Source organism: Gammaproteobacteria bacterium (ex Lamellibrachia satsuma), assembly GCA_019623805.1.
In the GTDB taxonomy this organism is placed as follows: Bacteria; Pseudomonadota; Gammaproteobacteria; order Chromatiales; family Chromatiaceae; genus QGON01.
Window position 1 is genome coordinate 2,115,294 of the sequence record CP053680.1, and the last position, 21,313, is coordinate 2,136,606.

Below are 21,313 nucleotides of genomic sequence, written 5' to 3' on the forward strand. Positions count from 1 at the left end.
ATTTTCCCGGCGTTGTCTGACTTAGATCGCGAAGGCGTCGAGAGCGGTGTTGATTGCAGCCAGCTTCTCTTCGTTGGTTTTGTTGAGGCCTTTCGCGGAGAAATCCTCATACACTACGGCATCTGGATCCTGAAAGAGCAGTCCCACCGGCAGTTTCGACTCGTCACGGGCGATCTTCATCGCCTCCACCCAGTCTGAAGGATCATGTTCAATCTGCTCCTTGAACAGCTTCTTCACGTTGTCGGCAGCCGGGATGCCGTTTTCGTGGGTCAGCAGCAGCATGTTCTCAGGGTGGTCCTGATAAGGCTTGCAGAAGCTGTCCGAGAAGACGGGGCAGCGCTGTATGATGCGCACGAAGCTGGTGCCCCTGTGTTTATGGGCGGCCTTGATCGTTTCGTAGAGCAGCGGAGGATTCCAATCCGGCACCTGTGCCACGAAGGAGACGTTGGTGATGCCCAGAGTTACCGTGAGCGGGTTCATTGCAGGCAGCAGCGAACCTTCCGGGTGGGTATTGGTGCGTTCGCCGGTGGGGGTGGTGGGCGAGGTCTGCTTTTTGGTTAGGCCGTAGATGCCGTTATCGAAGATCAATATGACCATATCCATGTTGTAACGCATGGCATGGAGCCAGTGACCCCCGCCGATGGAGAAGCAATCGCCGTCGCCGGTGCCGACCCAGACGTCCAGGTCGGGACGGCGCGCCTTGACGCCGTTGGCAAGTGGCAGGGCGCGTCCGTGCAGACCGTGCAGGCCGTAGGTGCCAACATAGTGGGGCAGGCGGCTGGAACAGCCTATACCAGAGACCACGACACTCTTCTCCGGTGGCATCTGGGCATCGCGGAGCACGCGGTGAACGGTGTTGAGTACGGCAAAGTCGCCGCAACCGGGGCACCAGCGGGCTTCACCGCCGGCGTAGTTACCGAGGGTGAAGTAGCGTTCAAAAACGTCGACGGACCAGTCAGCTTTCAATCCAAACATTTGGCTAATCTCCTCAGTTGTTCAGGGCATCGAGCCGCTGGTTGAATTCTGCCTGCAGCATACCGGGTTGCAGCGGATGGCCGTAGACCACAGACCAGCAGTCAATGTCGATCAGGGTCTGCGCACGCAACATCATGGCGAGTTGCGCATAGCGGCGGTTCTCTTCGGTGATCTGCGGGCCGTTTGGATCATCGCTGTAGTTGATCTCCACTGTCATGACCTTCTTGAATTTGCTGAAGATCTCTTTCAGTCCCGGCTCCAGCGGCGACAGGAATCGCAGGTGGAGGGCGGAGATGCTCTTGCCCTGCCCGCGCAGGATGTCGACCGACTCTTCGATGGCGCCCATGGTTGAACCCCAGCCGACGATGAGCAGATCGCCGCCCGCTTCATCGCCAAGAACCTTCGGTGGCTTGAGGGTCTTCTGCAGGGCCGCGAGTTTGCGGCTGCGGTGGGCCATGCTAGTCTGGTTGGTGTCGGAGTCGTAGGCCACCTTGCTGCGATCGGTGTGGGAGAGACCGGTCAATACATATTCGCCATTGCGCTGTCCAGGGATCGGACGCTGGGAGAGACCAGTGCCTTCGTCCCAGTCGAAGGCCGGTACGGAGTCATCCCAAGGGGACTGATCGATCGGCGCGGAGAGCCACTCCTCCTGGAGTTCAGGACGGGTGAAGGGCTGTACGCCGGTAGCCAGATTGGCATCGGTGAGCAGAATGACAGGAATACGAAAGGCCTCCGCCAGTTTGCGCGCCAAGATCACGAAGTGGAAACACTCCTCGATGGTGGCGGCGGCGATGACCACCTTCGGGGCATCCCCCGGCTCGCCGTATATGGAGGAGAGCAAGTCAGCCTGCTCCACCTTGGTAGGCAGGCCGGTGGAGGGGCCGCCACGCTGTACATCGACGATGACCATGGGTACTTCAGCCATAACGGCGAGACCGATCAGTTCGGTCTTCAGCGCCATGCCGGGACCCGAAGTGATGGTGCAGGCGGTCTTGCCGGCGAAGGAGGCACCGAGGGCAAAGCCCATCGCGGCGATCTCATCCTCCGCCTGATGGACGAAACCGCCAACATTGTCGAAAACATCCGCAACATAGTGAGTGGCGGAGGTGGCCGGCGTAATCGGGTACATGGAGATCAGCTCCATGCCCGCAGCCATGACCCCCAGGCCAACCGCCTGGTTGCCATTGGTGATGATGGTCGGTTTGGTTGTGTCAGTGGTGTAGGGTGGGATTTCCCACAGATAGTCGAGACGTTCAGCAGCGAAGGCGTAGCCGGAGTCAAACAGATCGATGTTGGGCTGGATTACCTTGTCACCTTTATGAGCGAAAGTGTTGGCAATCTCTTTACGCCCCAGATCAGGTTCGCGGCTGAAGATATAACTGATCATGCCGAGTACGAACATGTTCTTGCCCTTGCGGGCATTGGAGACGATCTTCAGGCACGCCTCTTCTATCGGCAGTTCGTGCACGATCAGTCCGTGCTCGGCAAACTCCTTTACCGCAGCGGTGTATTGATTGCGGATCTTCTCGTCGGGATCGGACTCCCACTTGTTTTCCAGCAGAACGATGGTGCCTTCTTTATAGGCGCCGTTGGCGATGCGGGAGAAGAGTACCTGCTCATTGAAGGCGACAACAAGTTCGGCCTCGTTGCCCATATTCGTAATGTACTTTGAGCCGACGCGAATACGGATGCCGGATGCGCCTGCGGGCGAGCGGGCCGGGGGTTGGATCTCCGCGGGGATGATCTCAACGGTCCAGACGCCGTTGCCCATCTTGCCGCTGATATTGCCGAAGGTCTGGCCGCACTTCTGCGCGCCTTCACCTGAGTCGGAGACGATCTCGACAATATATTCGTCTACCTTGGTGGCGGTTTTTGTCCCGCCAATCTGCACGGCACTCTCGCCGCTGTCAGCCTGTTGCGTCATATACCACCTGTTTTGTGCTGCGTGTTGCCGCGGGCCGGAGGCCCTGCTGAAAGGCGCGAGCGGTTCAAGTCAGTCAGCTTTCCTGGGGGTTGTGTCCCGGCAGATCGAGGATCTGCTTGGGACGGGCGTACCACGGCGTTTCTATCGTCTGCCCGGTATGGAAGGCGAACCAGCGCCTGGAAACATGTGATGCCCCAAGTCCAGCGGACAGGAACGCGCAATTTCAAAAGGGGAAAATATCTCAAAACCAACGGTTTGGGTCAATGTTTTTGTCCTGTTGAAACATGGGTTTTATTAATAATATTTTAATATTCAAATAGTTATGCTGTATGCGCTGCCCCTGTCAAAAGATGGGCATATGGTGATATTCAAATGATTGGGCGCAGGAATCAATTGTCCTTGAGTCCGTTATTTTTATCTGCAGCAGCTTATCTGTTAGGCTTGGCGTGACATCAATAATTTTAATGAAGGTTTGAGTTGGCATGCCAAAGGATATTTTTAGAAATTTTGCCTTGGGATTGGCGATTATCATGCTGGGCGTCTGGGGTGTGATCCTGATCATCGCGCCGGGAGAGATCACCCACATGTTCAGCAATGAACCGGTGAATCATGCATTCGCCGGTATGATGGGTGGGGCTTTGCTCGGTCTGGCGTTGATCTCTCTGGCAAGTATCACCCAGTGGATGAGTGCATCCAGGGGACTGGGGCTGGCGATGATGATTCTGGTGGTCGAGACCGCCTACCTCATGCTCGTTACCGGGGTGATGCTGGTGACGCCGCTGACCACCGTGAGCCTGGTAACGGCAGCGGCTGTAGCCTTTTTCCTCTTGATCTGACTGTTATGAGTAGGCCGGTTCAAGCACCGCGGAACCTGCAATCCATGTGTCCCGGTAATTCGAAAATACCCGATCCGCTGTGCTTGATCAGTCGGTGCCGCCAAAATTCTCCATACCGAAGCGGGTGGCAGGCATGATCGCCTCCTCATACTCCTCCTTGAAATGGTAGAGAGAGCTCTCCACCACCTTGACCGCGCCGTCCAGCAGATGGCAGCGTCCGGTGCCCGGCAACATTTCGCACAGACTGTAGAGTGAATCCAGATCGGCCTGACTGCCCTGCCCCGTGTCTATTTTGCTCAACAGACGGGAGATGTAGTAGGTGCCGGTCTTGCATGGCGGGCATTGACCGCAGGAGGCGCCGGCAAAGAAGTTGACGTACTCGGTGACCCGCTTGACGATACCGGTGCCCTCCGAGACGACGATCATGGCGCCGGTGCCAAGCGCCGAGCGGCGTGCCGCCACTGAATCGAAGTCGAGAGGTACGTCCAGGTCCATCGGGGTCAGGATGGTGTTCGAAGGGCCGCCGGTAAACACTGCCTTCAACAGTTTTCCCACCAGCATGCCGCCGCCGTAATCGAAGATCAGATCCGCAAGTGGTGTGCCCATCGGCAGTTCGTAGGCACCAGGTTTGAGGACATCGCCACTGAGGCAGTAGATCTTGGTGCCGCTGGCTTCACCGAGTCCCTGCTCCTGGTACCAGGCCGCGCCATGTTTGATGATGTGGCCCACATTGGCGATGGTCTCGGTGTTGTTGATGAGTGTGGGGTGGCCGTGTACGCCCGATTCCGCGGGAAACGGCGGTTTGCCCCGGGGAAAGGGGAAGTTGCCCTCCACCGATTCGATGGCGGCGGTCTCTTCGCCGCCGATGTAGTGTCCCGAGGTGGCCATTACCTCGAACTCTACGGGCTCCCCGGTCTTCTTCGAGAGGGAGAAGTAGAGTTCCGACTGCTCCCACTGGGCAACCGCGTTGCGCATGTTCTCCAGCGACGCCTTCTGTTCCGGGTTGATGTAGAAGATGATGCGGTTGATGCCGCAGGCCAGGGCGCAGATGCAGGCCCCTTCGATCACCTGATGCGGTGTCTCCTCCAGCAGGATGCGATCCTTGAAGGTGCCGGGTTCATCCTCGTTGCCGTTGACGATCAGATATTTTTCGGTGGCGTCCTTTTGGGCGGCCATGTACTGCCATTTCTTATAGGTTGGGAAGCCGCTGCCCCCCAGCCCACGCAGACCCGCTTCCCGGATTATTTCTATGAGGTTTTCCGGCTCTTCGAGCAGGGCTAACTGCAATCCTTCACTGTCGGCAACGGCTTTCCATGCCTTAAAATCGGCGCCGACCCGTTGGCTCTCGTTGAGCAGTACTTGATTGAGATTATCCATGAGATCCTATTTGGCTTTGTGCAGGCCGTCGTAGTCCGAGTCGGTCTCGAACTTGGCATAGTCGGGGAACAGTATCGGCCCCTGATTCTCCATCGGCATATCGGCCAGGGTCAGCTGGCGGCGCAGTTCGCTCAGATGCTCCGTGGAGACGTTGCTATGTGGGCGGCCGTGAACCTCTGTGGCCGCATGCTCCCCGGCCCTGCGGCCGAAGCTGATGATGTCGAGCAGGGAGTTGCCCATCAGCCGGTTTTTGCCATGGATACCGCCACAGACTTCGCCGATGCAGTAGAGCCCGCGCACGGTGGAGCAGCCGTTGTTGTCAATCACAACGCCTCCGTTCTGATAGTGCAGCGTCGGATAGATCAACAGTGGCTTCTGGGCCGGATCGGTGCCGCATTTGCGGCCGAGATGCAGCAGTTTGGGGAAGCGGCTCTTCAGGATGCCGGGATTGCGCAGCTCAACGCCAGGGGTGTCGAGCCAGATACCGCGGGTCGTTTCATTGACCTGGACGCCTCTGCCCTCTTCGCACTCCCGCAGGATTGCGGCGGCGACGTGGTCCCGCGGCCCGAGTTCGTCGACGAAACGGTCGCCGTGACCATTCAGCAGGTAGGCCCCGGCAGAGCGTACCCCTTCGGTGATCAGGGTTCCGGCAAGGTGTTGCGGATAGGCCAGACCAGAGGGGTGATACTGGAAGGAGTCGAGATCACGGAGTTTTGCCCCCATCCGATAGGCCATTACCAAGCCGTCGCCTGTGGCGCCGAAGTGGTTCGATGTGGGAAAGCCATTAAGGTGCATGCGGCCGATGCCGCCGGTGGCGAGTATCACTGCCTTCGCTTTTACCAGGGTGTAAGAGCAGTTTTTCAGTGAAGAGACAACGGCGCCTGCGCAGTGGCCCTGGTCGTTGGAGAGCAGTTCAACGGTCGGATTGTAGTCCCAGACTTCGATGCCGGCGTTGGTCAGCGCCTCACGCAGTACACGCATCATCTCCAGGCCTGTGTAGTCCCGGTAGTAGACGACGCGGGGGGCGGAGGTGCCGCCTGCACGGCGTGTCAGCAGATCGCCGTACTTGTCCACGTCGAACTGCATGCCTTGTTGGATCAGCCAGCGGATGACATCCGGGCCGTCCATCACCATCTGCGCCGCCAGTGGTTTGTCCACGTAGTGATGGCCGCCCTTGACGGTGTCGTCATAGTGCATCTGGGGGGTGTCCCCCTTTTCCACTGAGGTCTGGATGCCTCCTTCGGCCATCACGGTATTGCTGTCACCCAGCCGCAGCTTGGTAGCCAGGATCACCTTTGCGCCCTTGCGGGCGGCAGTCAGCGCAGCGGTGCATCCAGCCCCGCCGCCGCCCACCACCAGAATGTCGGTCTCCACGGTGTTGGCGCCGGCCAGATCGGCCTCTTCAATACGGGCATCCGATTGAAGGGCGTCGGCCAGTTGTTTATGACAGTCATCCCCCAGATTGGGGCCGACTTTGAGGGTGGCCATGGAGTCCGGCATATAATCGGGGTGGAACTGCTCAAGCAGATCCCGGGTTTTCGTTTTGTCGTCGCTGGGCTCGCGAAAGCGCTCTGGCGTGTAATTGCTGAGTGCTTCGCTGTAAGGGATTCCGTTGGTCATGGGTACCAGTCTATATTTGAGATTGCCGGGCAGTCGGGGGTTACTGCGTGATCTGCAAATCGCCTTTGCGGAGCATTTCCAGGCGGTTGATCAGGTTTGACGGGCGGATGTGGAAATAGGCGGTGACGCGGCGGGAGAAGAGTCCCACATGGTTGGGGGCAATGAGCTCCGGGCAGGCGGTCATGCAGAAGTTGCACATCACGCACTCGATGAACAGCTCCCCGGCTTCGCCGAAACGCCCCTTGCTGGCAAGATCAACGCCGCGCTCGATCTCTATGCCTTTGGGGCAGGACTTGTCGCAGCCGCCACAGTGCCGGCAGTGGTCGGCTTCCGGGAAGATCTGATGGAACTGGTCCTGCACTTCCCAGGAGTTCTTGATGTCCTCCAGTTGGTATGTGTGATGGGTTGGGTTGGGGAAGACCAGAAAGATGACCTCCATCCCCTCCTCCACCAGCAGCTGACAACCCAGCTCCATTTTGAGCTCGTGGCTGTCGGCGCGGCGCACCATGACCCGGCAGGAGCCGCAGACGCCTTCAAGGCAGCCGACACTTTTTACCCGTGGATAACCGGCATGCCACAGCGCCTGGATAACAGAAAGGGATCCCGGGGCGTTGATCGGCTTGCTGTTGATGGTCAGGTTGACGAGTTGTTCGCTTGTCTCACTCATAAATTCTGGAAAAGTTGTTGTTCAATACATCGATTGTCAGGACGCTGTGCAGATATTCGCGGCGTTGTGTCCGTGCGGAGCTTGTGAGGAAATCAGAACTCGACTTTGGACCCATAAGACTCAAAGTCGCCAATCCTTATTAAATCAATCGGTTATTATATATTTTTTGCGCTGTTTGCACACATCCAGGCGAAATTTAGCCTGTTCATCCGATTTTTGAATGGCCAATCATAACGTAACCGGGGGGTGGTGGTAAAAAATCTGGTCTATATTTTGAGGGGTGAAAAATTTCTGTTTATTGCAGTGCGCATCCGTCACTGCTCAGTTGAGTACCCATAAATAATACATGGCGCTGCACGAAGGATCTGAATATTCGCCGCGAGACCCCTTTGGTATTATTGTGCAAAGCCAGTTAACAACAACGGTCGATGGTCCCGCCTGAAAAGGCTGGTGCCGAGGAGTTCAAAGATGGCAGAAAAGACCTTTACCCTTACCAACGATGAGGCTGGTGATGCGGTCAAACTGATGGTGCGTGAATCAGTGCAGGGCCCTCCGACGGTCGATGTCACCAGTCTCTACCGGAAGATGGGGGTCTTTACCTACGATCCGGGTTTTATGTCCACAGCCAGCTGTACCAGCGGCATTACCTATATCGACGGCGAAGAGGGGATACTCGAATACCGGGGTTATCCCATCGAACAGCTGGCGGAGAGTGGCAATTTTATCGAAGTGGCCTACCTGCTGCTCAACGGCGAACTGCCCAATAAGGATGAGTTGGAACGGTTTGACGGAATCATCACCCACCACACGATGATCAACGAGAGCCTGAAGGGTTTTTTCAAAGGCTTTCAAAGTAATGCCCATCCGATGGCGGTCATGGTCGGCGTAGTGGGGTCGCTGTCGGCCTTCTATCACGACTCCCTCGATATCAACGACCCGCGTCACCGGGAGGTCTCCGCCCATCGGCTGATCTCCAAGATGCCCACTATCGCTGCTGCCAGCTACAAGCACAGTATCGGTGAACCGATCATGTATCCACGGAATAGCCTCTCCTACTGCGAGAACATGCTGCACATGATGTATGCCACCCCCTGTGAGGATTATGAACCGGATCCTGTGGCGGTGAAGGCGTTGAATCTGCTTTTTATCCTGCATGCCGATCATGAGCAGAATGCCAGTACCTCCACGGTGCGTCTGGCCGGCAGTTCCCAGGCCAATCCTTTTGCCTGTATCGCGGCGGGTATCGCATCGCTCTGGGGACCGGCCCACGGCGGGGCTAATGAGGCGGTGCTGGATATGCTCACGGAGATCGGCGATGTCTCGAATATCGACAAATATATCGCCCGCGCCAAGGACAAGAACGACAAGTTCCGCCTCATGGGTTTTGGTCATCGGGTCTATAAAAACCGCGATCCGCGGGCGACCCTCACCCGCAAGGTCAGTCATGAGTGCCTGCAGGCCCTTGCGGATCAGAATAATCCAATGTTCGAGCTGGCGATGCGTCTTGAGGAGATTGCGCTCAGTGACGACTATTTTATCGAACGCAAACTCTACCCCAACATCGACTTCTACTCCGGCATCATCTACAGGGCCTTGGGCATTCCCAACAATATGTTCACCGTGATGTTCTCCATTGCCCGCACCGTGGGTTGGGTGGCTCACTGGTTGGAGATGATGGACGACCCGCAACAGCGGATCGGCCGGCCCCGGCAGCTCTATAACGGCTATCAACGGCGGCAGTATGTGCCGCTGGATGAGCGTTGATTGTAGGAGCGGCGCACTCACCGTAACTTCTGGTAGGGTGCGCGCAGCGCACCCTACGTTCTGCGGTATAAATATCAATCGTCGACCAATTTGCCATCCGGCGAGACTACAGGCAGGCCGAAGATTCGCCAAAGCTGCATGCCGCCCCGATAGTATTTGATCTTGCCTGCGGGATAACCAACGCTCAGCAGTCCCTTGATGGCGCTCGGCGACTGACCGCACCAGGGGCCGTTACACCAGAGTGCGAGCTGTTTTGCCGCTGAGAAATCCCGCCCTTTTTCTGTTTCACGCACACCCAGGCGGGCGAGGGCCTCTTCCAGGGTCAGCTCGTCAGCGCCCTGTTCCGGATTCAGTTGGTTGAAAGGGATGTTGATGGAGCCGGGAATGGTGCCGCGTTCATGCCACTCCTCCGTCCTAGCATCGATCAGCAGGCCAGAGCCATCGGCCAACGGCCCCTGCATAAATGCCACCAGCTCGACCTCGCCGATGGTCTCCACACTCTTTTCCAGCTGCATGGGTTGGGCGCAGAAAGGGGGGCAGGGCCTGGAGGTGCGGGCGAAGTTGAATTCAATCACAGCGTCGGTGTCCTGGTTGCGCAGGATGGAGATGTCATGTTCGCCGTGGTGCACCTGAAACTGGTCGACTGTGTTGGTGATGTTGACTTCCAGTGCGGCGGCATTGCCGCTGACAAAAAGGAGAAGTAGCAGGCCGAAGGTTATTTTTATAGGGGGAATTGTTGCTGGCATGGTCTTTACCGGTAGTTTGGCTGGTTCAGGGAATGGCTTGGTTCTACTTAGTCAGATTATCTAACTTTGGCTCTACATGAAAACCCTGGGCATTGTGTAGGCGCCGATCCTGCAATTAATCATATAACAGTTTAGAAATAAGCTTCTAACAAATTTATATACTGTTAATGGATTATTTAGCTATCTTTATATTAAGAGGTTGACTTTCCGCGTATTATTTCCTATTTATAGTTTATAAGCAGACCATTAACGGCATCATTTATAAATAAGAACTTATATTAAGACTGTTATGGATTATTATTCGCTGACCGACAAAGTTGTTCTGGCCGAGCTTGGAAAACGTTTTCGCGAGTTGCGGCTGAGAAAAAATCTCACTCAACAACAGCTTGCAGACCGGACCCTGCTCTCCCTCTCCACCATCAAGGCCCTGGAGGCTGGCAAGGCGAAGCTCAGCACTCTTGTTGCCGTGCTGCGGGAGTTGGGGGCGCTGGAGAGTATCGGTGACTTTATTCCCGACCCGGGTATCAGCCCGCTGCAACTGCTTGAAATGGGTGGGCATAAACGCCAGCGCGCCACCGGCAGTCGCGGCAGGCCGGATGATAAGGAAGTCGAATGGTAGCGAAGGTCGACACTGCGCTGGTGATGCTCTGGGGCCACCGGGTGGGGGCCGTCTCCTGGCGAGAAGCGCAGGAACATGCGGTTTTTGAATTCGACCGGGATTTTCTCAACCTCGGGCTTGACCTTTCGCCGGTCCACATGGGGCTGCAGGAGGCGCGAGAGGGGGATGGCATCTACACATTTCCCGCCCTGAATCGTGAGACCTTCAGGGGTCTGCCCGGCCTGCTGGCAGATGCATTGCCGGACAAGTTCGGTAACCGGATTATCGACACCTGGCTGGCGCGCAATGGACGGGATGAAAAGAGTTTCTCGCCGGTGGAGCGCCTCTGTTACACAGGTCGGCGCGGTATGGGGGCATTGGAATTTCTGCCGCCGGTCACCCGGCAGACGGAAACATCGGTGCCGGTTGAAATTGCCGAGCTGGTCATCTTGGCGCAGCAGATCACCACAGAGCGGGGGCTGCTGGATGTGGAGCTGAATGGTGTTGGCCGCGAAGGGGAGGAGGGGATTCTCGACATTTTGCGGGTCGGTACCTCCGCGGGTGGCGCCCGGCCGAAGGCGGTAATCGCCATGAATGGGGCGGGCAAGGTGCGCTCCGGGCAGGTCGAGGCGCCTGCGGGTTACGACTACTGGCTGTTGAAGTTCGATGGAGTCGATGATCTGGAACTCGGCAAACCAAAGGGTTACGGGCGCATCGAATATGCCTACTATCTGATGGCGAAAGCTGCAGGCGTCAGGATGACCGAGTGTCGGCTCCTGGAAGAGGGGGGCAGGGCGCACTTCCTTACTCGCCGCTTCGATCGGTTGCAGGGCAAAAAACTGCATATGCAGTCGCTGTGCGGTGTGGGTCACTACGATTTCAATCTGCCGGGGGAGTATGGCTACGAGCAGGCCTTCGCGGTGATGCGTCGGCTCAGGCTGTCTAAAGCCGAGGCTGCGCAGCAGTTTCGCCGCATGCTGTTCAACGTGGTGGCGCGGAATCAGGACGACCACACCAAAAACATCGCCTTTCTTATGGGGGAAGCGGGTCTCTGGCGCCTCTCCCCGGCCTTCGATGTAACCTACGCCCACAATCCAGCGGGCAGATGGACCCATCAGCACCAGATGACGATCAACGGCAAGCGGGATGGTTTCTCCATGGCCGATCTACTCGCAGTGGGCGAGTCGATCAGCCTGCCGAACATTCCGGAGAGGGTCGATGAGGTTGTTGAGGCCGTGAGTCGGTGGCCGGAATTTGCCAGCGCTGCCGGGGTGGAAAAGGCAACCATTAGAGCCATCGCCAAACAGCATCGTCTGACCTTTTTGTAGGCTCCGCCCAGGTGTGTGGGCGGAAATCGGCAGAAGCAAACCCTCATCCGATGTAACTTACGAACCCAGTTCATGTTTTTCCTCTTCACGCCTCCAGATTAGGCGTCTGTGGCCGCCACCCTAATCAAGAAAAGCAGATTATTGGCACTGGAAGGGTCATGGCTAAGTTACACAATCTCAATGGACGCTCGATAGCGAAAACGCGTCCGGATATCCGGGATCTACGTGTCGAGCTGATGAGTCTCTGTTCCCGGGACGGGAAAGGCGCTGATCCTCATCGCCTCCGCGAACTGCTGGATGACTACATCGACTATCTCGATGCGGCGCTGTCGGAGCAGGGCAGCAGGAGTATCGATGTCAGTCAGATCCAGGAGATGCTGCTGGAAGTTTCACAGATTATCCGCTCTGGAAGGGCTGGCGTCTCTGCCAAAGACTACCGGAATATCATCAGCCACTTGACCGGCATCTACGCCAAGGGACTGGCGGAAGAGATGAAGTGCCCCTTCATTATCACCTCTGTCGACTATGCGGACGTAATCGAAGCGATTAGCCAGGAGTATCCGGCCTTCGACTACAGAGAGGTGGTGGGGCAGTTGCTCTACTACATGAGTCAGCTTTTCAGAAACAGAAAGGGCAGCTGGATGATGGTCTATGAACACCTGCTGTTACTGCCGGAATCCATCAATACGCTCGCCTTGTCGAACCAAAAGGCATTTATGGAGATCCAGGAGTGGACGGAGCAGGGAGTCGACAATCTTTTTCAGATCAATCGGGATTACAAAGAGATGATCGATAAGACAGAGTGCGAGCTGGCAGGGCTTGAGCAGCGGATTGCTGTACAGAAAGATGAAATGGTGGTGCAGAAAGACCGAGCTGTCATCGCCTTCGACAGCCTGCGCAAAAAGAGAGTGCTCAAAGCCATGTTGTCGCAGAAGGCACGGTTGATTGAAGAGCTGCAATCCAAGCAGATGATCCTGGAACTTGTCGAAGACGATATCAGCGAATTTGAAGAGAAGCTGGTGGAGCTTCGCCGCGCCTATTTTATTCGGCTGGTTTAATTGGTGTGGGAAAAGGGAAAGATGTTGTCCAATATTTGATCTGTACCTTTTTCTGCATAAGCGCCTGGTAGGGTGTGCCGTGCGCACCTGAATAAGCAGTTACAGCAATCAGGTGCGCACGGCGCACCCTACGTTCGTCACCTTTAGGGAAGCCACGCACAATGCCAACCATTACCGCTAACTCCGAAAATTAAGATGTTTAATTTACGAGCAGAACGGATTCAACAGTCGAACTCCCGTTATTTTAAAATCCTTGTGATTGCGTGTAACGACTGTTAGATCATGGATTAGAGCGGTTGCGGCAATGAGCTTGTCCAGTGCCTTTCCAGGATGAGGTACTCGGAGCCGACCCCAAAGTTGCGCGATATCCGGATTGATATCGAGAATGTGATCCTGGTAATCATTCAGCAAGAGATCAAGCCAGTTCTCCAATTGAGTTGCCTGCAGCGAATCGCTTCTGTGTCTGATTAATTCAACGCCGCGTCGCAATTCGCCGACGGTGACAACCGATATGAATATCCGTGATTCGTCTTCGGTGGCCTGCCTGAAGAACGCCTGTACTCCGCTGTTGGCTTTTGTTTTTTTACGCGCCTCGCTGATGACATTGGTGTCAACTAAATACATGCTTGTTGCAGTTCCCGTCCTCTACCCGTTCAAAATCCTCATCCAGTCCCACGTCGGGCATCGTAGCGACAGCTTCTGCAAAGCTCTTCCCCTTTTGTATTAATAATAACTCTTCGAGCAATGCGCGATGTTCGGCTTCGGCGCTACGGCCGTGCCGTGCGGCTCGCTGTTTAAGTGCGTCCACGACGCCTTGATCCAGGTTTCTCACCACGAGACTCGCCATTAGCCTGCTCCATCTGATGCGGATAAAGTAATGATAGCGGCGCGAAGAGGGCGGTGCAATCATTGATAGCAATTGAAGGTGAGCCTGGGATGTGTAGCAAGACGGCCAGAACACCTGTCTTTTGAGAGCCATTTCTACACGGGTCTTACTTGATGTTTAGCTTATTAAATCGACGGGTTATAAAGATATTGGTTTGGCCGCCAAAGTTAGGCCTGTCGAAAATCTTTACAGTATCGCAAATGGACTAAAGAACTGTGGAGTAGACATAGGGTGCTGTTTTCTCGGAAATTTCAACAATAATTATGAATACAGCACGACGCTCCAGGAGTTTTATTACCTATGCGGCAGCCTGTGATGTCGACAATATTTACACTTTTTACGTAAGAAAATACCCGAACATTAAGCTGGGGTATGTAACCCATTGTTGTAGTAAGGGTTTGTAATGCTGGCCTGATTGTTGCCTTTAATTCCTGTTGAATTGTAAACAATACCAAGCAAAACCAACGCACAGGATTCGCAGGACAAGGGACGGGGCTCTTTTTGCAGCCACTTTGACGATGTTAAGTCCTATTCAGGAGCTGGGCAACGCAAACAACGCCGTCTTGAAAGCATGTCGCCTGCACAGGAACAAGGGGACAAAATGGAAAGTCAAAGAAAGGAGATCAATTTATTTGCGGTAACACTCCTCATATTGGGCTTCGCATACTATCTTCTGGTGCGAAATTCAGTTGGTATCCATGTTGCTGTTGGCCCTGAGTATGTCTCAATAATTTCATGGTTTATTGAAAATGGCTGGATTCCCTCATTCATCCACATCTATGCGTTGTCACTATTCACTTGGTCTGCACTTGCGTTTAAATCTAAGTATTACGCAATCATGCTATGGCTGTTGATCAATGCCATTTTTGAAGTAGGGCAAGCAATTCCAACGAATTTCATTGAGAAGATTCCTGATCTGTTCGGCATTTCATCATATTTGGCCAACGGTACTTTCGATTGGCTGGACATAATTGCGGTTTGTGTCGGTGGTGTGGTTGCACTTCTGACTATGTATTGGTTTGAGTCAGTAATAAAAAATAAGGATATAGAAAAATGAACGATTATGTTATACCAAGGTTATATCACTACCTTGTATTAATAGCAGGTGTTTGGTTGATTCTTGGCTCGGGTCCAACTCCCGAAGAGGAGTCTAATCTCACAGATGTTACATTGAAAAAGCCAAATGTTTCTAGCATTGGCGTAATTAATGATACTGGAGTAACGACGTGTTATTCAGAAGAAGAGAGTTGTCACTACGTTAGTCATGACTCAAAACACGGAATTGACGCTTATGATAACTATCCTGGTGGGCCTGCTGCTGCAAAAGCAGCTAAGGAATACGACTCAATATCGCCGGGCTGCGTTTCTGATAGCGCTACAAATCTCATCTGGGAGGTAAAAAGCAGCAGCGGAATACGTGGAAAGGCTAATGCTTACATCTGGGATGAGCAAGACATGGATGCATATGTCGCAGCAAATATGGATTCTATAAAAGCGGATTGCTTGAGCAGCGGCATAGAGTGCGGATCAACAACTGAGTACATACAATATCTAAATGCAATCCAGCACTGCGGAAAATCAAACTGGCGACTTCCTACAACGCATGAGCTGACTTCTTTGAAGAGTCTGCAATCCACAGTCAATGATATCGATTCTGCTTTCTTTCCTGATACAGATGGTACGTATCATTACTGGACAAGTGAAATTGCAGTAGCGGCACAGGGCGGCAATGGCCCAGATATATATACAGTCAGTTTTGGTGGCGGTGTGATTAATACCAACTCTGCTAGCTTGTTAACAACACATAATCTGTTCGGTAAAGTTCATATACGTGCCGTCGCGAATGAAAAAGACATAGACACGCCTATTGGCTTGGGGTCTTTTCCAAGAGCGACAGGAGCCCCGGATTGTCGACAGCCTCACTTAGAACATACAACACGCTTATGCTTTGACAGAACAAAGGGAGAAATACTAGATTTCGACACCGGCAGAGTGTGGAAGCGATGCGCGATTGGAACTATTTGGAGAAATGGAATTTGCGAAGGCCTGCCTTCATTACTAACCTACGGAGATGCAGATGCACTAATTGCTGAATCGAACACAGCAAGAGAAGACGAGCATAATGATTGGAAGATTCCAAACATTTTTGAACTTATGTCTATAGCTTGGTTTGACTCAGAAGGAAGTGCTATTAATCCTACGCTGTTTCCATCTGCTTCCAATGCCGGTGTTTCTGACGGGATATGGAGTTCAACGCCGTTTGCTGGTGACCGGTCACAGAATTTCTATCTCAGAATTCAACAAGGAATAGTATATAGTGCAGAAAAAGAGATTAGCCCACAAATGCTTGCTCTAACGGCTCGCGGTGACGGGCTTGTTTTTTCCCCGCTACCAGAGAATGACGGCGGTTGGCGTCCAACATATGGAAGTGAATATCATGTGACTGGAATCACTGTTGATAATCATACCCCGTTTGATTATTTTGGCGACTATGTTCTGGATGAAAGCTGCGCGCTTGATTTGAACTACGGTGCCACAAACGATGATCGTGGTGAGGCCGTGTATGCAGTTGCACCGGGCATAATAGTAGATTTCGATAAGGACTTTGGATATATCCTCATAAAACATATGACCCCAATTCGACTAGAGTCTGGGAAACGGCTACGTGAATGGTACACTGGATATATGCATCTAGAGATTGATGCTGTTTTACTTGGAAAATTGGAGGAAGTAAGAGACACAGGTAACACAGAAGGAGGAGGATTGCCTAGCATTGATAGAGATGCTACTAGATACCTTGGCACTGTATCTAATAATACACCACTTGATGATCACTTGGATCCTAAGGATCAGATGCCTAGCCATCTACACTTTGGCCTTTACAAACCTACAGCGATTGCGAATAGTTTGGAGTCACTAAATATATTCGAATCATTTGATTCTAGAGATTGGGGGAAGTTTCTACAAACTCCTATAAACATAAGCGCTGGTGAAGATTCTCCTAACAGTTGTGCTGGAGCAAGTCATTGGGACGGGATATAATTGGCTTGTTCCTGAATCCGTATCTTAGAAAAAAGTGGCCACGCTAATTTCCAACCGATTTTCAAAGGAGTTTGGGGTCAGAGTAACAATACTCTTCGGAGTTTTGAGTTTTACTCTGACCCCAAGCTCGATTCGGCTGGTTTGAATAGTGTGGGAAAGGGAAAGATTTTGTCCACTATTTGATCTGTCCCCTTTTTTGCATGAGCACTTGGTAGGGTGCGCTGTGCGCACCTGAATAAGCAGTTACAGCCATCATGGTGCGCACGGCGCACCCTACGTTCGCATACCATGCATCACGCGCACCAGCTCAATCCCTCCAACGGGAATAATAGGGGACAGACCACGCTTTCTCATGCGATTTCTTATGATCAATTGTCAGTAAATCGCGGTCTGACTCCTATTCAGAAACGGGCTGGATAATAACCATAAAAAGTCTAGGTAAATTTGCCACTGGAACTTTGGGGCGTGATTGGGCAAACTGCGGATAAACAGAAGCTGCGACCAGGTGTAGTCATGCATGAAACCCTACTTAAGCTCTACCGCGACCACGTCCATTTTTTCAAATTGATGGATATTTTCGAAGCCGAACTGGATCGTCTGAAACAGGGAGGCATGACCTCGGTCGATTTGATCACGGAGGTGGCGAACTACATGCGAGACTACTCCGACACCATTCATCACCCGATTGAAGATCACCTCTACCAGATTAACCTGGCGCGAACAGACGATGGGCGCGAGGCGCTGGAGCAATTGCTGGTTCATCACCAGGCGATTATGAACATGACGCGTGAATTCAGGCTGGCCATTGAGCAGTTGGGTAAACCGGATGGTCTCTCGATTGAAGAAGTGGAGAAGCTGGGTCGAGACTACCTGGACCATCAGCGCAGCCACATGACGTTTGAAGAGGAGAAGGCCTTCCCGTTGCTGGCCGAACAGCTGGGTTCGGATGACTTCGACTATGCCAGCGGGGCATTGCCAGCTGACCAGGATCCATTGCTGGCGCCAGGGTTACAGGAACGTTACCCGGCTCTGCACAGCCATTTACAGAAACACGGATGATGCTCTTCAGCGTGGTCTGAATGTATAAAATAGGACGCACCACAGTTTTTTCGATAAACCAGACTTTCCAACTGACGCTGACCAGATGACCTAAACTCTACATTAGGTCATCATCGCTCAGAGATTCATGCAAGATCTCCATGGTTTTCTGCCGCCTCCCGCGGGAGGCGGCGGCCAAAGAACTTCCCAAGGTTCGTATTCGCCACTGGGGTGAATATGTCGATGTCATGCCTGAAAATCAGGCGGCAAGACAGGCTAACCGCTGCATGGATTGCGGTACGCTTTACCATGTAAGCGCGGTTTGTCGACCGTTTCAGCAAGCCGCGACGACAAAAATAAATAATCTCGTGCCTTACCAAAAAATCTATCCGTGAAAACTTCTAGATCTATCTGCAAATACACCCCTAAGTGAAATAATTTAAGGTATTAACCCTATATCTCAAGCAGGCGCATACTGCTGAAATATAAGCAAAAAGGGCTCAATAAATACAATAATGATTAGTCTGTGCCGTTTTAATCGATTTGCTAAGTAACTACTCAGCCTGAATTTAGTGGGGTCACAGGCTATCGATGTTGAGAGGATCTCCTCCGAGGGCGAAAGCAAGGGAGTGCAGAACCCCCCCCCTGCATTGTCGATGTAGATAGCATGTCGACATCGGGTCGGGCTGAGATGTGATAATCAGAATTTTTGCACTGTGAGAAAAACAATGGGTACGGATTCATCAACCCTCAACATCAAGGTGCTTCACAAGTGGGTAGAAAGCCTGCGACAAGCCCCCAGTGGGCGGCGGGTGAATGGGTGCATATTCCGGCCCATCATGAACACCTATTCCGGCGGAACATGAACGCTGATTCTGGTTTCAACGTGAACACTTTTACGGATTTTCCGGAATCGGTGTTCACCATCCCGGAATCACTGTTCACGTTGCTCCGGAATACCTCCCAACGCATTGTTTTTTCATCTCTTTGTTATGGTCTCTCACTTTTCGGGAAGAGACCATGGCTGCACAGAGGATCACAATGCGCAAAATCCGCGATATTCTTCGACTACGATTCGCTGCTGGACTCTCCATCCGGCAAATCAAAGACAGCACCAAGGTCAGCGTCGGCGCCATTCAGAAGCTACTGGTTAAAGCCGGTGAGTTGGAGTTGTCCTGGCCACTGTCCGATGAGCTGGATGACACTCGGTTAGCTCAGCTTTTCTACCCCGGTGCCGACACCCGCAAATCCACCCGCTTCCAGGTGCCTGACTGGTCGGTCGTTCACCAGGAGCTCAAACGCAAAGGTATGACCAAGCAACTGCTGTGGGAGGAATACACAGGGCAGTACCCCAACCGTTGCTATAGCTACTCACAATTCTGTGACCGCTACCGTCACTGGCGTAGTCAGCAAAAACGTTCTATGCGACAGACCCATAAAGCCGGTGAGAAGTACTTTGTCGACTACTGTGGGCCGACCGTACCGATCATCAATGCCTGCACCGGTGAGAGCCGCGATGCACAGGTATTTGTCGGTGTACTTGGCGCCTCCAATTACACCTATGCCGAGGCGACACTCACACAGTCATTGCCCGACTGGCTGGGCAGTCATGTAAGGATGTTTGAATTCTTCGGTGGCTGTAGTGAAATGGTCATCCCGGACAATCTTCGCAGTGGTGTCAGTAAAGCGTGTCGCTATGATCCGGATCTCAATGCGAGTTACCAGCAGCTGGCCGAACACTACCAAGTGGCTGTGGTGCCGGCACGACCCTACAAACCCAAAGACAAGTCCAAGGCAGAGGTAGGCGTTCAGATCGTCGAGCGTTGGATACTGGCCCGCCTGCGTCGCCATAGTTTCTTCTCACTGGCGGAGGTGAATCAATGCATTCGCGCCCTGCTTGATGATCTGAATCAGAAGCCATTCAAGCAGTTGCCGGGTAACCGTCTACACGCCTTCGAACAGCTCGACAAACCGGCATTGAAACCGTTGCCGGCACACCCCTATCGGTATGTCGAGATCAAGTCGGTAAAGGTCAATATCGACTATCACGTACAGCATCATCAGCACCACTACTCGGTTCCCCATCAGTATGTCGGCGAGACGCTGGAACTGCACGCCAGCGATACCCTGGTCACGCTCTACTTCCGACAGCGCCAGGTGGCTGCTCATCCACGCAAACATCGCCCCGGCACAACCACCGAGGCAAGCCACATGCCCAAGCGCCATCAGAAGCATCAGCAGTGGACACCGGGACGTCTGAAGAACTGGGCCAAAGATGTGGGTCCTGCGGTGCTTGTCTGGGTGGATACCCAGCTCACCACCAAGGCACATCCTGAGCAGGCCTACCGAGTCTGCCTTGGCCTGCTCAACCTCAGCCGGGACTACCCGGCCCAACGGCTCAACGCGGCTTGCAACATCGCTAACCGCGAAGGGTTGCTACGACTCAAGCAGGTCAAATCCATTCTGCAAAGCAACCGCGACAAACTCCCAGAACAGCTCGACCTGCAGGTTGAGTTACCCCAGGACCACGAAAACATCCGTGGCCCCCACAACTTCCATTAATCCAGAGAAAACAGCAATGACGACACAAACACTCACGCAACTGCGTCAACTCAAACTCGGCGGTATGGCCCACGCCCTGCAAATCCAGTTGGAACAGGTCGGCACCTATGAGGGACTGCCTTTTATTGAACGACTCGATCTGCTGCTTGAACAGGAGAGTCTGACACGTGACCAGCGTAAACAGGAACGACTCATCCGCCAGGCCCGCTTCAAGCTCAGGGCCAGTGTGCAGGAGATCGACTATCAGCATCCACGCAATATCACTCGATCACAGATCGCCCAACTGGCACAGAGTGACTGGATCAATCGTGCCCAGAATCTGCTGATCACCGGCCCCTGCGGTAGCGGCAAGACCTACCTTGCCTGTGCGCTGGGCCACAATGCCTGTTTACATGGTTACAGTGTCCGCTACTACCGCCTCTCACGGCTATTGCTGGAACTGACCCAGGCCAAGGCCGATGGCACTTACCACAAACAGCTCAAGCAGCTGGCCAAGCTCCAGTTACTGGTCATCGATGACTGGGGGCTGGAACCGTTGAAGCCGGCTCACCGCAACGATCTGATGGAAATTATGGATGATCGTCACGGTACTACCTCCATATTGGTGATCAGTCAGCTACCCACCGACCAGTGGTATGCCAGCATCGGCGATAACACGCTGGCTGATGCCATCCTCGACCGTTTAATGCATAACGCCCATCGCCTTGTGCTCAAGGGGGAGTCGATGCGAAAACGCATGGGCCTGTTGACTGATGATGAACACTTGAGCTAATAATCCACACTCGTGATGCGTTGAGAAATCAGGTGTTCACGTTCGTCCGGAATCGGTGTTCATCTTCACCGGAATACGCAATGGGGAAGCGATACCCACCGAGACCCTCAAGGCCTTGCT

19 protein-coding genes are annotated in these 21,313 nt (G+C 53.6%); 11 read left to right on the forward strand and 8 right to left on the reverse strand.

Features of this window, described 5'->3' with window-relative positions; translation table 11 throughout:
- Positions 1-21: 21 nt before the first annotated feature.
- Together HPY30_09100 and HPY30_09105 are read right to left on the reverse strand one after the other, a co-directional pair.
- A complete protein-coding gene (locus tag HPY30_09100) occupies positions 22-975 on the reverse strand; it encodes a 2-oxoglutarate oxidoreductase (GenBank protein ID QYZ66131.1) in 954 nt (317 codons plus the stop codon).
- A gap of 13 nt (positions 976-988) precedes the next feature.
- Positions 989-2,899, reverse strand: a complete 1,911-nt coding sequence (locus HPY30_09105) for a 2-oxoacid:acceptor oxidoreductase subunit alpha (GenBank protein QYZ66132.1) — start codon at positions 2,897-2,899, stop codon at positions 989-991.
- A 482-nt stretch (positions 2,900-3,381) separates the two neighbouring features.
- On the opposite strand from HPY30_09105, the gene HPY30_09110 reads away from it, so the two are divergent.
- Positions 3,382-3,735, forward strand: coding sequence for a hypothetical protein (locus HPY30_09110; GenBank protein ID QYZ66133.1), 354 nt, complete (start codon positions 3,382-3,384; stop codon positions 3,733-3,735).
- Between the two features lie 87 nt (positions 3,736-3,822).
- Here the strand turns inward: HPY30_09110 and HPY30_09115 are convergent, their stop codons facing one another.
- The 3 genes from HPY30_09115 to HPY30_09125 are packed head-to-tail and all read right to left on the reverse strand — an operon-like array spanning position 3,823 to position 7,399.
- A complete protein-coding gene (locus HPY30_09115; GenBank protein ID QYZ66134.1) occupies positions 3,823-5,112 on the reverse strand; it encodes an NADH-quinone oxidoreductase subunit F in 1,290 nt (429 codons plus the stop codon).
- 6 nt (positions 5,113-5,118) lie between these two features.
- Positions 5,119-6,732, reverse strand: coding sequence for an FAD-binding protein (locus HPY30_09120; protein ID QYZ66135.1), 1,614 nt, complete (start codon positions 6,730-6,732; stop codon positions 5,119-5,121).
- 40 nt (positions 6,733-6,772) lie between these two features.
- Positions 6,773-7,399: a ferredoxin gene (locus HPY30_09125; GenBank protein ID QYZ66136.1), complete on the reverse strand. Its 627-nt coding sequence runs from the start codon at positions 7,397-7,399 to the stop codon at positions 6,773-6,775.
- Positions 7,400-7,867: 468 nt separating this feature from the next.
- On the opposite strand from HPY30_09125, the gene HPY30_09130 reads away from it, so the two are divergent.
- Positions 7,868-9,163 (forward strand): citrate synthase, encoded by a 1,296-nt coding sequence (locus tag HPY30_09130; GenBank protein ID QYZ66137.1) that lies wholly within the window; start codon positions 7,868-7,870, stop codon positions 9,161-9,163.
- A 74-nt stretch (positions 9,164-9,237) separates the two neighbouring features.
- On the opposite strand, the gene HPY30_09135 is transcribed toward HPY30_09130, so the two are convergent.
- Complete coding sequence (locus tag HPY30_09135) at positions 9,238-9,909, reverse strand: rhodanese-like domain-containing protein (GenBank protein ID QYZ66138.1); 672 nt, start codon at positions 9,907-9,909, stop codon at positions 9,238-9,240.
- 289 nt (positions 9,910-10,198) lie between these two features.
- Between HPY30_09135 and HPY30_09140 the strand changes: the two genes are divergently transcribed.
- From HPY30_09140 to HPY30_09150, 3 genes are all read left to right on the forward strand, one after another.
- Entirely contained in the window at positions 10,199-10,528 is a 330-nt protein-coding gene (locus tag HPY30_09140) for a helix-turn-helix transcriptional regulator (protein QYZ66139.1), read from the forward strand.
- Positions 10,522-11,835, forward strand: a complete 1,314-nt coding sequence (locus HPY30_09145) for a type II toxin-antitoxin system HipA family toxin (GenBank protein ID QYZ66140.1) — start codon at positions 10,522-10,524, stop codon at positions 11,833-11,835. The genes HPY30_09140 and HPY30_09145 overlap by 7 nt, the downstream gene beginning before the upstream one ends.
- A 158-nt stretch (positions 11,836-11,993) precedes the next feature.
- Positions 11,994-12,893: a hypothetical protein gene (locus HPY30_09150; GenBank protein ID QYZ66141.1), complete on the forward strand. Its 900-nt coding sequence runs from the start codon at positions 11,994-11,996 to the stop codon at positions 12,891-12,893.
- Between the two features lie 204 nt (positions 12,894-13,097).
- Here HPY30_09150 and HPY30_09155 read toward each other — a convergent pair whose 3' ends face one another.
- Together HPY30_09155 and HPY30_09160 are read right to left on the reverse strand one after the other, a co-directional pair.
- Entirely contained in the window at positions 13,098-13,517 is a 420-nt protein-coding gene (locus HPY30_09155; GenBank protein QYZ66142.1) for a type II toxin-antitoxin system VapC family toxin, read from the reverse strand.
- Positions 13,504-13,740 (reverse strand): DNA-binding protein, encoded by a 237-nt coding sequence (locus HPY30_09160; GenBank protein QYZ66143.1) that lies wholly within the window; start codon positions 13,738-13,740, stop codon positions 13,504-13,506. Before HPY30_09160 ends, HPY30_09155 begins: the two co-directional genes overlap by 14 nt.
- Before the next feature lie 640 nt (positions 13,741-14,380).
- On the opposite strand from HPY30_09160, the gene HPY30_09165 reads away from it, so the two are divergent.
- From HPY30_09165 to HPY30_09190, 6 genes are all read left to right on the forward strand, one after another.
- Positions 14,381-14,836 carry a hypothetical protein gene (locus tag HPY30_09165; GenBank protein ID QYZ66144.1) on the forward strand — a complete coding sequence of 152 codons (456 nt, stop codon included), beginning with the start codon at positions 14,381-14,383 and terminating at the stop codon, positions 14,834-14,836.
- Entirely contained in the window at positions 14,833-16,821 is a 1,989-nt protein-coding gene (locus tag HPY30_09170; protein ID QYZ66145.1) for a DUF1566 domain-containing protein, read from the forward strand. The genes HPY30_09165 and HPY30_09170 overlap by 4 nt, the downstream gene beginning before the upstream one ends.
- A 513-nt stretch (positions 16,822-17,334) precedes the next feature.
- On the forward strand, positions 17,335-17,880 hold the full coding sequence (locus HPY30_09175) for a hypothetical protein (protein QYZ66146.1): 546 nt from the start codon (positions 17,335-17,337) through the stop codon (positions 17,878-17,880).
- Between the two features lie 140 nt (positions 17,881-18,020).
- Entirely contained in the window at positions 18,021-18,254 is a 234-nt protein-coding gene (locus HPY30_09180; GenBank protein ID QYZ66147.1) for a hypothetical protein, read from the forward strand.
- A gap of 625 nt (positions 18,255-18,879) precedes the next feature.
- The gene (locus HPY30_09185; protein QYZ66148.1) at positions 18,880-20,421 is read left to right on the forward strand and encodes an IS21 family transposase; all 1,542 of its coding nucleotides are present in this window, start codon (positions 18,880-18,882) and stop codon (positions 20,419-20,421) included.
- 16 nt (positions 20,422-20,437) lie between these two features.
- On the forward strand, positions 20,438-21,193 hold the full coding sequence (locus HPY30_09190) for an ATP-binding protein (GenBank protein ID QYZ66149.1): 756 nt from the start codon (positions 20,438-20,440) through the stop codon (positions 21,191-21,193).
- The last annotated feature ends 120 nt before the right edge of the window (positions 21,194-21,313 follow it).